This window comes from Flavobacterium sp. K77, assembly GCF_021608205.1.
Classification (GTDB): domain Bacteria; phylum Bacteroidota; class Bacteroidia; order Flavobacteriales; family Flavobacteriaceae; genus Flavobacterium; species Flavobacterium turcicum.
In genome coordinates this window covers 1,252,399-1,266,111 of the sequence record NZ_JAKIHO010000001.1, presented here as the reverse complement: position 1 = coordinate 1,266,111, position 13,713 = coordinate 1,252,399, and the positions used below count along the sequence as shown (strand labels likewise).

The window sequence follows — 13,713 nt, the reverse complement described above, 5'->3', positions numbered from 1 at the left end:
CTTGCAACTTCTGCTACGCAGTTCTCTAACGTAGGTGCTTATCCTATCGTGGTAACTTTAGGTAGCAATCCTAACTATAATGTTACTGCTGTAAACGGAACTTTAACAGTTACGCCTCTTAAAATTCTCGCAAAAGACGATGCAATTACAGCAACAGCCGGCACAACAGATGCTGGTAACGTATTACTGGATAACGGTTCTGGAAAAGATACATTAAATGGAGAACAAGCTACTACTACACTTGTGGTAATAACTGTAACAAGACCTGCAACGTCAGCTACAAATTCACCTGTACCTGTTCTTAACCCAACTAATGGACAAGTAAGTATTCCACTTGGGACATTACCAGGAACATACGAAATCAAATATGAAATTTGCGAAATTATAAATTCTTCTAATTGCTCTACTGCAACTGTGATAGTCAAAGTAAATGAACCAATCTATAATCCTGGAATTTCAGTTTTGAAAGAAGGTACTTATGTTGACAAAGATGGTAGCGGAAATGCAAACATCGGTGATACAATACAATATACATTTGTGATTAAAAACACTGGTGATGTAGACTTGACAAACGTAGTTTTAACAGATGATAACGCTGTTGTAAACGGTGGACCTATAGCTCTTTTAGCTGTTGGTGCAACAAATTCTACAACATATACAGCAGTTCATACAATAACTCAAAATGATATTGATGCTGGCTTCGTGTATAATTTAGCAATAGTAAAAGGTAGCTTACCAAATGGATCAACTGTAACTGCAACATCTACTGATCCAACACCTTGCACGACCTGTCCTGTAATTCCAACTTGTACAACATGCACGATAACACCTATTGCACAAAATCCTAGTTTATTGGTTGTAAAAACATCTAGTACTGAAAACTATATCAATGTTGGAGACGTCATCAATTACACCATTAAAGTCACAAACAATGGAAATGTAACTTTAGCACAGATTGTTGTAACTGACCCGCTTACTGGTATGAATGAAACTATCGACACTTTACTACCAGGAGCGTCTAAAGAATACGAGCAAAGCTACAGAGTAACTCAAAGCGACATCACTAATTTAAGTGTTACAAACGTGGCCTTCGCAAAAGGAAAAACACCTCAAAATAATGAGGTAAGTACTTCTGATGACGCAATAGTAGATGCAGCCATTGTGTTAGGTTGCGGAACTATAAAAGTTCACAAGGCATTTTCTCCAAACGGTGATGGTATCAATGAAGTGTTTGTAATTGACAATATTGATGCAACATGTTACCCAGAAAACACAGTTGAGATTTACAACCGTTGGGGAGTTTTAGTATTCGAAACGAAAAATTACAATAACGAAACTAATAATTTTGATGGTACTTCTAGAGGTAGATCTACAATTCAACAATCAGCTGGACTACCAACTGGAACTTACTTCTATATCTTGACATACAAATCAGTCGATGACAGTAATAGAGTTGAAACAAAAAAATTAGATGGATATTTGTATCTTTCAAGATAATAATCACAAATACAATCCTGAGCAACACCTATCTCAGGATTGTATTTAATATTACTCGAACTAACGCAAAGATGAAATAAATCGATTACAACCTTAAGAACACATTACAGCTTAGGTACCATTATATTAAAAAAGCCCACTATGAAGACGAAAATATTTTTTGTTTTGTTGCTACTTACAGCTTACAAGAGCGTTGCACAACAAGATTCCCAATTCACGCAGTACATGTACAATACCATAAATATTAATCCAGCATACGCAGGCTCTAGAGGGGCAATGAGTATTTTTGCTCTACATCGTGCGCAATGGGTAGGATTAGATGGTGCACCTGTTACTAATGTAGGCTCTATTAATACGCCCTTAAATAACAGCAACCTCGGACTTGGGGTGTCATTTATTAACGATAAAATTGGTCCAACGAACGAGACAACAATATCTGCAGATTTATCATACAGCATACAAATATCTCCAAGTTATAAACTTGCTTTTGGTTTAAAAGGAACAGCCAACTTGTTAAATTTAGATCCTTCACGATTAGATCCTGTTACATCAGATCCTACTCTACAAAATTTCAATAATAAGTTTACCCCTAATATAGGTACAGGTTTGTACTTACATTCAGATAAGGCATATTTGGGTTTATCTGTTCCTAATTTCATCGAATCCAGTCGCTATGACGATAATGAAGTAGCTATTTTAAAAGAAAGAATAAACTACTATTTAATTGGAGGATATGTATTTGATTTGAACAATAGTGTAAAGTTTAAGCCTGCGTTTTTGTCAAAGTTAGTTACTGGAACACCTTTACAAGTTGATATTTCTGGAAATTTTATGTTTAACGAAAAATTTGTTGTTGGACTTGCCTACAGATGGAGTGCCGCTGTTAGTGCTATGGTAGGATTCCAAGTAAGCGAAGGTATGTACATTGGTTATGGTTTTGACAACGAAACCACAAATTTGAAAAACTACAACAGAGGCTCACACGAAATATTTATTCGCTATGATATTTTCAAAAATAACGGTAAAATAGTAGCTCCACGATTCTTCTAAATAAAATTATATGAAACAGAATATACTCTTTTGTATCACTCTATTGATTACCATTTCAATATCAGGATATTCTCAAAAGTCACAAGTAAAATTAGCTAACAAGGAATATGAAAATTATGCTTTTATAGATGCTATTAAAACGTATGAAAAAGTAGCTGAAAAAGGATATAAATCTGCAGAGATGTTCAAAAAACTTGGCAACTCTTACTATTTTAATGCACAATTAGATCAAGCGGCGAAATGGTACCAGGCTCTTTTCGAAATGAATACTTCCGATTTAGAAACTGAATATTACTACAGATATGCTCAATCTCTAAGAGCCATCGGTCAAAATGACAAAGCGGATAGAATACTTCTTGAATTTACAAAAAAATCAGGTGGTGATTCACGAGGGATTTTATACAAGAAAAACACCAATTACTTAGAACAAATAAAAAAGAATTCAGGGCGTTACACAATTGAAGATGCCGGAATTAACTCTGTTTATTCTGATTACGGAACAACCATTTACAACGACAAAATTATCTTTACATCAGCGAGAGATACGGGTGGCATTAGCCAACGTAAACACAAGTGGACTAATCAACACTTTACCAACCTGTACAGTGCCTCTTTGGATCAAAGTTCTGCTACATCAAAACCGACAAAATTTGATGAAAATGTAAACTCCAAGTTCAATGAATCAACACCTGTTTTCACCAAAGACCTCAACACTATGTACTTTACTAGAAATAATTTTCTAGATGGTAAAAAAGGAAAAAACACAGAGAAAGTAACACTTTTAAAAATATACAAAGCCATCAAAGTGAACAACACTTGGACTAACATTATTGCACTTCCATTCACTAGTGACAATTATAATACAGCCCACCCAGCGCTTAGTCCTGACGAAAAAACGCTTTATTTTGCTTCTGATATGCCAGGCACAATTGGCCAATCTGATTTATTTAAAGTTGCAATTAACGCCGATGGCAGTTTTAGCAATCCTGAAAACTTAGGCAAAAGTATAAACACTGAAGGAAGAGAAACATTCCCTTTTATTAGTCAAGATAACGAATTGTATTTCTCATCTGATGGGCACCCAGGATTAGGAGGATTAGACATATTTGTATCTACATTGACCAGCGATTCCACTTGGGGAACTGTTGAAAATGTCGGATCGGATATCAACTCTCCTAAAGATGATTTCGCATACTATCTTGATACAACATCACGAAAAGGTTTTTTTACATCTAATAAAGATGGTGGAAAAGGATATGATGATATTTATAAATTTTTAGAACTCAAAAAGATAAAATGCGAACATGTATTGTATGGAGTTGTTACTGATTTGAGTACCTCGACCGGTTTAGCAAATGCAACAATAGTGTTATTAGATGAGCAATACAACACGCTTAAAACTCAACAAGCGGATGCTCAGGGCAAATACTCATTTAACGTGGAATGCGATAAGATATATTTTGTAAGAGGACAATATCCTGAGTTTACAACAAAAGAAGTAAAAGCAGAAACCAAAAAAGAGAACGAAAAAACATATGTTCCAATTGCTTTAGAAAGTTCAAAATGCAAAGTTGCAATTGGTGATGATTTAGGAAAATGTTTCAATATTAAAATGATCTATTTTGATTTGGATAAATCAACTATCAAGCAAGCTGCAGCATTTGACTTAGAAAAAATATTAGATGTATTGCAACAAAACCCAACAATGAAGCTAGATATAAGATCGCATACAGATAGCAGACAAACCTTCAAATACAATGAAGCATTATCTGATCGTAGAGCTAAAGCGACAATTGATTGGTTAATTTCTAAAGGTATCAATGCAAATCGTTTGACTGGAAAAGGATACGGTGAAACTCAGTTAGTAAACAAATGTGCTGATGGAGTAACGTGTACCGAAGAAGAACACCAACTAAACAGAAGAAGTGAGTTTATAGTTACAGCTTTATAATTAGAGTTAAATAAACAGTTTTCAAACTGATTGAAAAAAGGAGTAGTTGACACTACTCCTTTTTTTTTTTACGACAAGATTTGTGGATCAAAGAACTAATTTGGATACGACATCAAAATATAAGTAAGGATAAAATCTTTAAAACCGTATTCAAGATATAAAACTTCTTTACAAAATTAAAAGGCAATGCAATAATTTTCAACTGCGCGTATAAAACAACTAGATACTTTATCAATTGATATTAGTCCCATAATCGTTATGCGGCAATTTTAAAAATAGTATTTATTAGCTACGACCCTTTTCATGACCTACGTCTTCTCTAAACTATCAATAAGGTATTGCTTTTAAACGTGAAAAAGAAGAGCGTATAGCACTAAAAACACGTTAGTGCTAAAAGTGTACTTGTAATGCAAAATTGTCTCTCAAAACTAAATTAAATACATTATTAAAAGTAAAAGAATTGAAGGCCTAACTGCATTCCTAAACGCAAAAAACCGAAATTGGTAAATAAAAATAGCTGGTCACTACCCTATTTTAATAACAAAAAAAAGCTGCCTCTTGGGGAGAAGGCAGCTTTTTTTATCACAAACTCAACTTATATTTTAGCAAAGATATTAGTATAGTACTTTTTACCATTTGCTGGATTCTCTTTAATTGCTAGGCCAAAGTGTGTAAAATTTCCTTCGATATTTTCTTTGTGACTTGGACTTGCTAACCATGCATTTAGAACAGCTTCTGGCGTGTTAAAATTGTATGCTATATTTTCGCTTACTTTTTTTGCACCTAAAGTCTTCATAATGTTTTCAGATCTTGCAACAAAATCATTATGGTTTACTACATTGTTTGCAATCATATAATTATCATGTTCTTCAGATTTGAATGACATGTGATTAATACGTTGCAACGGATTTAAACCTTTACTCACTCTGTATTTATTGATCAAATCCATCGTTTCAATCTCGATAGTATTATACTCATAACTTACTACTTTTTCAAGCGATGCTGTTGGTTGCGTTTCTGCTTCTGAACCATCAGATGCACAAGAATTCATAGTTAAGATAACATTTGCAATCAAAAAGATACGGAGTAAAGTTTTTTTCATAATAAATAGTAGATTAAAATTAAAGTAGGTTGTGGGGCAAAAAACTTTAATACATCATTAATTTTTTCCTTGATTTCTTTGACAAATATACAAGCATTATCGTTAAAGTACCAAAAAAAATCGATGAACTACATCATTACAAAAAATAAACAGGTATTTATCTTACATCAAGGTGCCAAACGGTTATAATTCCAAACCCCGTTTTGATTGTCTGTAAATCGAATTCGATCATGTAAACGATTGGGTCTTCCTTGCCAAAATTCAATTTCAACTGGTGAAACTAAAAATCCACCCCAATGTTCTGGCCTTTTTACTTCTTTGTCTATCATTTCATTTTCTAACTCCGTCAAGGCATCCTCTAAAAATGATCTTCCGGCAACAATATCACTTTGATTCGATACAATAGCCCCTAACCTACTTCCTAATGGGCGCGAATTAAAGTAGGCATCCGATACTTCAGGACTTGTTTTAACAGCAATACCTTTAATTATTACTTGGCGCTCTAGATTAGGCCAAAAAAATGACAAACAAACTTGTGGATTAGAAATTATAGCTTTTCCCTTTTCGGAGTTGTAATTGGTGTAAAAAACAAATCCTTCTTGTGTTACTTGCTTTAATAAAACAACTCTCGATTTTGGGAACCCATCTTTACCAATTGTAGCAACAGTCATTGCATTTACTTCAAACTCTCCTCCTGCATCCTCAACTTCTCGAAACCATGAATCAAATAATTCCATCGGATTAGTTGGTATTGTCGACTCTAATAGTTCATTTTTATCATAAGACTTACGATAATTACTTAAATCATTCATACTTATATATTTTAATTTATTGTGAAAATCTATTTAGTAAATCAGAACTGATTGTAGTTACAGCTCCTTATTTCTACAGTATATCATTTTAGAACTCGAAAGTTTTACCATCTTCAGCCAAAAGAACAAAGGGGAAAATCGATTCAGCTTCGGCTTTAAATAATGAAATAGAATCATATCGTGTAGAATAATGACCTAATATCAATTGCGTGACCGCTGCTTTTTGGGCAATCAAGGCTGCTTCTTGTGCGGTGCAATGGAATGTTTTTTTTGCTAAAGCTTCTTCTGACTGCAAAAATGTCGATTCATGATACAATACATCAACATTTTTTATAATGGGAATAATTGCTTCATGATATATAGTATCCGAACAAAAGGCATAGCTCTTGGCAGCGTCAGGATCGAAAGTTAATACCGTGTTAGGTATGATAGTGCCATCATCTAATGTAATATCTCTACCGTTTTTGATGTTTTGGTAATAGCAAGTTTCTATTTTGTATTGCTGTACGGCTGCAACATTTAATTTTCGCTCTCCAACTTTTTCTTCAAATAAAAAGCCGTTCGTATAAACACGATGCTTTAAAGGAATCGTTTTCACTACTACCTTATCATCTTCATAAATAATCTCACTATCGAGCGATTTTAATTCATGAAAAAACAAACCATAATTAGTCCAAGCGTTTGATAATTTAAGTTGAAGTAGGATAATATCCTTAATTCCCTCAGGACCGTAAATGTGCAAATCAGTCGTTCTATTTAATAATGAAAAGGTAGAAACCAAACCAACAAGGCCAAAAAAATGATCACCGTGCAAATGGGATATAAAAATATGATTGATCTTAGAAAACTTAATCTTGTTCTTTCGGAGTTGTACCTGAGTACCCTCGCCACAATCAATCAAAAAAAGTCTGTTTTTTATCTCTAATACTTGCGAAGTAGGATTGGTAAAAGTGCGCGGAGTGGCGGCATAGCAACCAAGGATAGTTAGTTTCAAAGGGGTTCGTATTCAATTAATTTAGAGGTATTCCTTTTTGCAACACTTTCAAGATTTGAGAATAAGTTTAAAAACCCAAATCACGTTCAATTTCTTCCATTTCAATAATATCATGTGCTTCAAGTAATGAAGGTACAACAGTCAACTTGGCTGGAAGTGCGTTAAAATCAAAATCAGCTACCACAATGACAAATGATTTTTTTAATTTTCTGTGTTGTTTTGCCAAAGGAGCAAATGACTTTACATCAGCAACTGAAACTTCCTTGTACGCCAACAAATCAATTATTATATTGTGCGTTTCAAAGGTTTTGTGTTGGTGTGTTACTTTCATCAAAAATCCCATTAAATCTCCTTGTGTATCTTTAATGGTGATAGTATGTCCTTTTTGATCTACTTTCATTTTGTAATTATTCTGAAATCAATTTTTATAATGTAATTGTATTGCTTTGGCTAATTTACGAAGTTTTTCAACAAACTATTGAATTTTAGAAGCCAAAAGATAAATTACCGCCATACGGATTGCTACTCCATTTTCAACCTGATTCAAGATAACCGATTGACCAGAATCAGCCACTTCACTAGTAATCTCAACTCCACGATTTATCGGACCAGGATGCATGATGACAATTTCTTTATTCAACGATTCTAACAACGGAAGATCCACTCCGTACTGTTGGGCGTACTCACGAGTTGAAGGAAAAAAATTCACATCCATGCGTTCGTTTTGTACTCGTAACATATTGGCTACGTCACACCATTCTAATGCTTTGCGCAAATTAGGTTCGACTGTAACACCTAAGGATTCGATGTGTCTAGGAATTAATGTTTTAGGTCCGCACACTTTAACTTCAGCACCTTGCATTTGCAACGCGTAAATATTAGAAAGTGCAACTCGGGAGTGCAAAACATCACCCACAATAACTACTTTTTTACCTGCTACCTCTCCTAATTTTTCTCGAATAGAATAGCTATCTAACAAGGCCTGTGTAGGATGTTCATGTGCGCCATCGCCTGCATTTACAATACTGGCTTTTACATTTTTACTCAAAAAATAAGCGGCTCCAGGATTGGAATGTCTCATTACCACCATATCAACCTTCATGGAGAGAATATTGTTTACGGTATCAATTAAGGTTTCACCCTTTTTAACAGATGACTGCGCTGCCGAAAAACTAATAACATCAGCAGATAATCGTTTTTGAGCTAATTCAAATGATAATTTAGTTCGGGTACTGTTTTCAAAAAATATATTGGCAATCGTAATATCTCGTAACGAAGGTACTTTTTTAATAGGTCTGTTGATTACTTCTTTAAAATGATCCGCAGTTTCAAAAATTAGGTCAATATCATCTTTTGTAATGTACTTGATACCCAATAAATGATTTACGCTTAATTCTTTCATTTTAGTTTACGATTATATGTTTTTACTTGATAGTTTCGCTTGTATTAGCTTGTAATCAAATACACGCCATCCTCGCCTTCTTGCTCCTTCCAACTAACTTTTACTTTTTCGTTGTTGATGGCATCAACTTGCCTACCTCTGTAATCGGGTTGAATTGGCAAATGCCTACTGAAACGTCTGTCTACCAGAACCAAAAGTTCAATTTCTGAAGGTCGCCCAAAAGATTGAATTGCTGTTAATGCCGATCGAATACTACGACCGGTATAAAGTACATCGTCAATAAAAATTACTTTTTTATTTTCGACAATAAAATTGATCTTGGTTTTGTTTGCTTCCAGAGGTTTATCAGTTCTTCTAAAATCATCTCTAAAAAAGGTGATATCTAGATAGCCTAACGCAATTGCCGGTGTATTATATTCTTGCTCTAAGATTTGTTTTAAACGCTCTGCCAAAAAAACACCACGAGGTTGAATTCCTACTAGAATTGTATCTGAAAAATCTGAGTGTTTTTCAATTAATTGACAAGCCAAACGATGCAGTATGATAGTAACTTCTTGTGCAGTAAGTAATACTTTTTGACTCATAGTAATAAGGTAGATTGTTAAGCAAATATACAAATTCAATTTTAGCTTTTGGTAATTCAATTAGGAGAAAAAAGCGCAAATTATTTTCAAAAGAACTTTTTAAATATGACAATCGTGTAAAAACCAAACAGAATTGTATAACCCACATACTTGTAATTCGCTTACTTTTGTCACTTCACTAACCATTAAAACCTCTACCTTATGTTTCAGCAAATATCAAGAGTCTTTCTATTAGTACTCGTTTTACTCACCATATCAAGTTGTTCCTTAATCGAAGGTATTTTTAAAGCGGGTGTTGGCGTAGGAATTTTTATTGTAGTAGCCATACTAGCCATACTAGCCTTTATAATTTCAAGAATCTTAGGACGTAAATAGAATCCAAATAAAAACCCCAACGGCTAGTGCAGTTGGGGTTTAGGTATTGTTTTATAGATAAGTAATTTGTAATTAAACCGTATACATTCTAGTTCGTAATTCTTGAACTTTATCATCCTCAAGGTATTCATCAAATGTCATGTAACGATCAATAGCACCATTTGGCGTAAGCTCTACTACTCTATTACCTACAGTTTGTGCAAACTCGTGATCGTGTGTTGTAAAAATCACAGAACCTTTAAAGTTTTTAAGCGAGTTATTGAATGCAGTAATCGACTCCAAATCCAGGTGATTGGTTGGCTCATCTAACATCAAAATATTAGCACGCTCCATCATCATTCTAGACAACATGCAACGTACTTTTTCTCCTCCTGATAGTACTTTACTTGTTTTTAAAGCTTCTTCGCCAGAGAAAATCATTTTACCCAAAAATCCTCTGATAAAAACCTCATCACGCTCCTCTTCTGTTTTAGCATACTGACGTAACCAATCGACTAGTGTTAAGTCATTATCAAAAAAAGAATGATTTTCGCTTGGTAAATAAGCTTGATTTGTAGTAACTCCCCAATCAAATTTACCTGAATCAGCAACTTGATTGCCGTTTAAAATTTCATAAAAAGCGGTTGTAGCACGCGAATCTCTTGAGAAAAGAACAATCTTATCTCCTTTGGCCATGTTCAAATCGACTCCTTTGAATAAAAGTTCACCATCTACAGTGGCACTTAAATCTTGTACATTCAAAATTTGATCTCCTGCTTCGCGATCTTGATCAAATATAATAGCAGGATACCTGCGGCTTGAAGGCTTGATTTCAGAAATATTTAATTTAGAAATCATTTTTTTACGAGAAGTAGCTTGTTTCGATTTAGCAACGTTGGCACTAAAACGACGAATAAACTCTTCTAACTCTTGCTTTTTCTCCTCAGCCTTTTTGTTTTGTTGCGCACGTTGTTTAGCAGCTAATTGACTAGACTCATACCAAAACGTATAGTTACCAGAATAGTGACTAATTTTATTGAAATCGATATCAGAAATATGCGTACAAACCGCATCCAGGAAGTGTCTGTCGTGAGATACCACAATTACTGTATTCTCATAATTAGCCAAGAAATTTTCTAACCAAGCGATCGTTTCAAAGTCAAGATCGTTGGTAGGCTCATCCATAATCAATAAATCAGGATTCCCAAATAAAGCTTGCGCCAAAAGCACACGTACCTTCATTTTTCCTTCAAGATCAGCCATTAAGATGTAATGACTATCCTCATTAATACCTAAGTTAGACAACATAGCTGCAGCATCAGAGTCAGCATTCCAACCGTTCATTTCTTCAAATTGCACTTGCAATTCGCCGATTCTATCCGCATTTTTATCATTATAATCTAAGTACAGCTCATCCATTTCTTTTTTAACGGCATAGAGCACTTTGTTACCCATCATTACAGTTTCAAGAACGGTATGCTCATCAAACATGTTGTGATTTTGGTTCAAAACAGACATACGTTTGCCTGGCTCTAAATGAATGTGTCCAGAAGTTGGATCCATATCACCCGAAATTATTTTCAAAAAGGTAGATTTTCCAGCACCATTAGCACCAATCACACCATAAATATTTCCGTGCGTGAAAGTAGTGTTTACCTCGTCGAATAAAATTCGCTTGCCAAATTGAACTGATAAATTATTAACTGTTAACATGAAGATCTGATTATAAAATTTTTGCAAAAATACAAAAAAAATACGGTTTAAAAACCATCAAAAAAAATGGTGCATATTCTATTACGATTGCCCGTAAAACAAACATATTTTTAAAATTGTTCTTTCAAAATGACAAATGGTTTTTAGAAAGCAAAGCTCCTTTTTTAATTAATAGTCTAGTATATAAAACTACAAAACAAAAGAAACGCTTCACAAGCGAGTTACTTGACATAACTTAAATACGCAAGTAATAACGAAATAATGATTCAACTTATCTATAGTAACAGACGTACGACACTAGTTCTAAGAAAATCAAATAAAAAGTTTGAAAAAAAAGCAGATATCTCGATTAAAAACTAGTTATTCGATAATTATAATATTATTTCGTTCGATTAATTTTTTTTTAATTCACTTAACAAATATATTTACGCTCTAACAGCAACACATATCTGCTATTTCTAATTTTAAATTAATTTACACGTATGAATTCAGAACAAACAAAGTCTAATAATTCTGCCCTGTATACGCTAATTACAGTGTTCTTTTTTTGGGGATTTATTGGAGCATCAAATGGAGTATTTATTCCATTTTGTAAAGCCAAATTTGGTTTAGACCAATTTCAAAGTCAATTAATCGATTTTGCTTTTTATGGAGCCTATTATATTGGAGCCTTGCTGCTATTTATTTTTAGTAGCATTGCCAAAAAAGACATTTTGAACGGTTGGGGATTTAAAAAAGGAATTATCTACGGCTTATTGATTAGTACTTTTGGTGCTTTATTGATGATACTTGCCGTTACACAAGGGAGTTACCTATTTATCCTTGGCGCTTTATTTATTGTTGCACTAGGTTTTTCATTACAACAAACCTCTGCGCAACCTTTCGCAGCATCTTTGGGAGAAGCACATACCGCTTCAAGCAGGTTAAACCTTGCTGGAGGAATTAATTCTTTCGGAACTACTATTGGACCAATTGTAGTTTCAATTGCGTTATTTGGAGTAATTGCAGGTGTAAACATTGAAGAATACGCTCAAAGACCTGATTCATTAGATTCCATGCGAATTTTATATGTTTTCGTAGGAGGATTATTTTTACTTGCAGCTGCTTTATTTCAATTTTCAAAAAAATTACCGTCAGGTAAAAGTGATTCTACTTTTGAAACAGCAAATAAAGCCATGAAAACATTAATTGGTATTACAGTGATTTTAGTTGCTGTATTTGCTTATATTTTCTCTCGTTATGAAGATCCTGAATTCATCACAAGATTTATCGAAAACAAAGAAAAAGATTTCTTAGGCTTGGGGCTAACAGTTTCTACATTATTAATTGTTGTAGTTGGACTTTTGTTTGCTAACACAACTGCACAAAAAAATCCTGAGGGTTGGGGAGCCATGAAATACCCTCAATTGGTTTTGGGAATGTTAGCTTTATTTGCTTACGTTGGCGTAGAAGTTACAATTGGAAGTAACTTGGGTGAATTATTAGTAACTCCTGACTTTGGTTCCATTTCAGGACCAGGATTAGCGCCTTACATGTCTATGTATTGGGGAAGTTTAATGATTGGTCGTTGGGCTGGTGCGATTACTGTTTTTAATCCATCTTCTCAAATGAAAAAAATATTATTAATCGTTGTTCCTTATGTTGCCTTTGGAGTTGTATTAACTGCTAATGCCATTTCAGGACAAGATGTAACGCCGCTTTATGCTTACGCTTTTGTAATTTTATTTCAAGTTGCAGGATTCTTTTTAGGAAAAGATCAACCATCAAGAACTTTAATGATTTTTGGCTTAATGGGAATGACAGCCATGCTAATCGGTTTATTCACCACAGGTACTATTGCTATTTTTGCTTTTATGAGCGGTGGTTTATTCTTAAGTATTATGTGGCCATCTATTTTCTCATTAGCTATTGCTGGATTAGGAAAATATACTTCACAAGGATCTGCATTTTTAGTAATGATGATTTTGGGTGGTGGAATTATCCCTCCATTACAGGGTAAACTAGCCGATATTATTGGTATTCATACCTCTTACTTTATTCCTGTACTTTGCTTTGCATTCATTGCATTTTACGGTTGGAAAGTGATTGGTATTCTAGAAAAACAAGGAATCGGAAAAGAAATAGAAGTTGGTGGAGGACACTAATTTCGCAACAAACTAACCAAAACCAAACCAACAAAAAATCCCATTCGCCGCGGCGAATGGGATTTTTTTATTTCATCCAGTTTGACTAAAAAGTGTACACCGAAAAATGT

At 34.1% G+C, this 13,713-nt stretch carries 12 protein-coding genes; 5 read left to right on the top strand and 7 right to left on the bottom strand.

The features are described 5' to 3' along the window. From L1S34_RS05630 to L1S34_RS05620, 3 genes are all read left to right on the top strand, one after another. Positions 1 to 1,497, top strand: a 1,497-nt coding sequence (locus tag L1S34_RS05630; protein WP_236363169.1) for a DUF7507 domain-containing protein, incomplete at its 5' end; no start/stop codon positions are given. Positions 1,498 to 1,638: 141 nt separating this feature from the next. Next, complete coding sequence (locus L1S34_RS05625; RefSeq protein ID WP_236363168.1) at positions 1,639 to 2,547, top strand: PorP/SprF family type IX secretion system membrane protein; 909 nt, start codon at positions 1,639 to 1,641, stop codon at positions 2,545 to 2,547. 10 nt (positions 2,548 to 2,557) lie between these two features. Then, positions 2,558 to 4,498, top strand: coding sequence for an OmpA family protein (locus L1S34_RS05620; RefSeq protein ID WP_236363167.1), 1,941 nt, complete (start codon positions 2,558 to 2,560; stop codon positions 4,496 to 4,498). Positions 4,499 to 5,093: 595 nt separating this feature from the next. Here the strand turns inward: L1S34_RS05620 and L1S34_RS05615 are convergent. From L1S34_RS05615 to pyrR, 6 genes are all read right to left on the bottom strand, one after another. After that, a complete protein-coding gene (locus L1S34_RS05615; RefSeq protein ID WP_236363166.1) occupies positions 5,094 to 5,600 on the bottom strand; it encodes a CAP domain-containing protein in 507 nt (168 codons plus the stop codon). 167 nt (positions 5,601 to 5,767) lie between these two features. Then, a complete protein-coding gene (gene pdxH / locus L1S34_RS05610; RefSeq protein WP_236363165.1) occupies positions 5,768 to 6,412 on the bottom strand; it encodes a pyridoxamine 5'-phosphate oxidase in 645 nt (214 codons plus the stop codon). Positions 6,413 to 6,500: 88 nt separating this feature from the next. Beyond that, a complete protein-coding gene (locus L1S34_RS05605) occupies positions 6,501 to 7,406 on the bottom strand; it encodes a ribonuclease Z (RefSeq protein ID WP_236363164.1) in 906 nt (301 codons plus the stop codon). A 67-nt stretch (positions 7,407 to 7,473) separates the two neighbouring features. After that, positions 7,474 to 7,806, bottom strand: a complete 333-nt coding sequence (locus L1S34_RS05600; protein WP_236363163.1) for a ribonuclease Z — start codon at positions 7,804 to 7,806, stop codon at positions 7,474 to 7,476. A gap of 75 nt (positions 7,807 to 7,881) precedes the next feature. Beyond that, positions 7,882 to 8,808, bottom strand: a complete 927-nt coding sequence (locus L1S34_RS05595; protein WP_210788993.1) for an aspartate carbamoyltransferase catalytic subunit — start codon at positions 8,806 to 8,808, stop codon at positions 7,882 to 7,884. Between the two features lie 44 nt (positions 8,809 to 8,852). Continuing rightward, positions 8,853 to 9,392, bottom strand: coding sequence for a bifunctional pyr operon transcriptional regulator/uracil phosphoribosyltransferase PyrR (pyrR, locus tag L1S34_RS05590; RefSeq protein WP_236363162.1), 540 nt, complete (start codon positions 9,390 to 9,392; stop codon positions 8,853 to 8,855). A 201-nt stretch (positions 9,393 to 9,593) separates the two neighbouring features. Here pyrR and L1S34_RS05585 point away from each other — a divergent pair, with 201 nt between their 5' ends. Continuing rightward, positions 9,594 to 9,767 (top strand): hypothetical protein, encoded by a 174-nt coding sequence (locus L1S34_RS05585; RefSeq protein WP_236363161.1) that lies wholly within the window; start codon positions 9,594 to 9,596, stop codon positions 9,765 to 9,767. 72 nt (positions 9,768 to 9,839) lie between these two features. Here the strand turns inward: L1S34_RS05585 and L1S34_RS05580 are convergent, their stop codons facing one another. Beyond that, complete coding sequence (locus L1S34_RS05580; RefSeq protein ID WP_236363160.1) at positions 9,840 to 11,459, bottom strand: ABC-F family ATP-binding cassette domain-containing protein; 1,620 nt, start codon at positions 11,457 to 11,459, stop codon at positions 9,840 to 9,842. A 482-nt stretch (positions 11,460 to 11,941) separates the two neighbouring features. Between L1S34_RS05580 and L1S34_RS05575 the strand changes: the two genes are divergently transcribed. Next, on the top strand, positions 11,942 to 13,603 hold the full coding sequence (locus L1S34_RS05575; protein ID WP_236363159.1) for an MFS transporter: 1,662 nt from the start codon (positions 11,942 to 11,944) through the stop codon (positions 13,601 to 13,603). The last annotated feature ends 110 nt before the right edge of the window (positions 13,604 to 13,713 follow it).

Bases quoted from the DNA above. Each gene is read 5' to 3' on its own strand.
- L1S34_RS05625 (WP_236363168.1), top strand. From the start codon at position 1,639: ATGAAGACGAAAATATTTTTTGTTTTGTTGCTACTTACAGCTTACAAG.
- L1S34_RS05620 (WP_236363167.1), top strand. From the start codon at position 2,558: ATGAAACAGAATATACTCTTTTGTATCACTCTATTGATTACCATTTCA.
- L1S34_RS05615 (WP_236363166.1), bottom strand. From the start codon at position 5,600: ATGAAAAAAACTTTACTCCGTATCTTTTTGATTGCAAATGTTATCTTA.
- pdxH (WP_236363165.1), bottom strand. From the start codon at position 6,412: ATGAATGATTTAAGTAATTATCGTAAGTCTTATGATAAAAATGAACTA.
- L1S34_RS05600 (WP_236363163.1), bottom strand. From the start codon at position 7,806: ATGAAAGTAGATCAAAAAGGACATACTATCACCATTAAAGATACACAA.
- L1S34_RS05595 (WP_210788993.1), bottom strand. From the start codon at position 8,808: ATGAAAGAATTAAGCGTAAATCATTTATTGGGTATCAAGTACATTACA.
- pyrR (WP_236363162.1), bottom strand. From the start codon at position 9,392: ATGAGTCAAAAAGTATTACTTACTGCACAAGAAGTTACTATCATACTG.
- L1S34_RS05585 (WP_236363161.1), top strand. From the start codon at position 9,594: ATGTTTCAGCAAATATCAAGAGTCTTTCTATTAGTACTCGTTTTACTC.
- L1S34_RS05580 (WP_236363160.1), bottom strand. From the start codon at position 11,459: ATGTTAACAGTTAATAATTTATCAGTTCAATTTGGCAAGCGAATTTTA.
- L1S34_RS05575 (WP_236363159.1), top strand. From the start codon at position 11,942: ATGAATTCAGAACAAACAAAGTCTAATAATTCTGCCCTGTATACGCTA.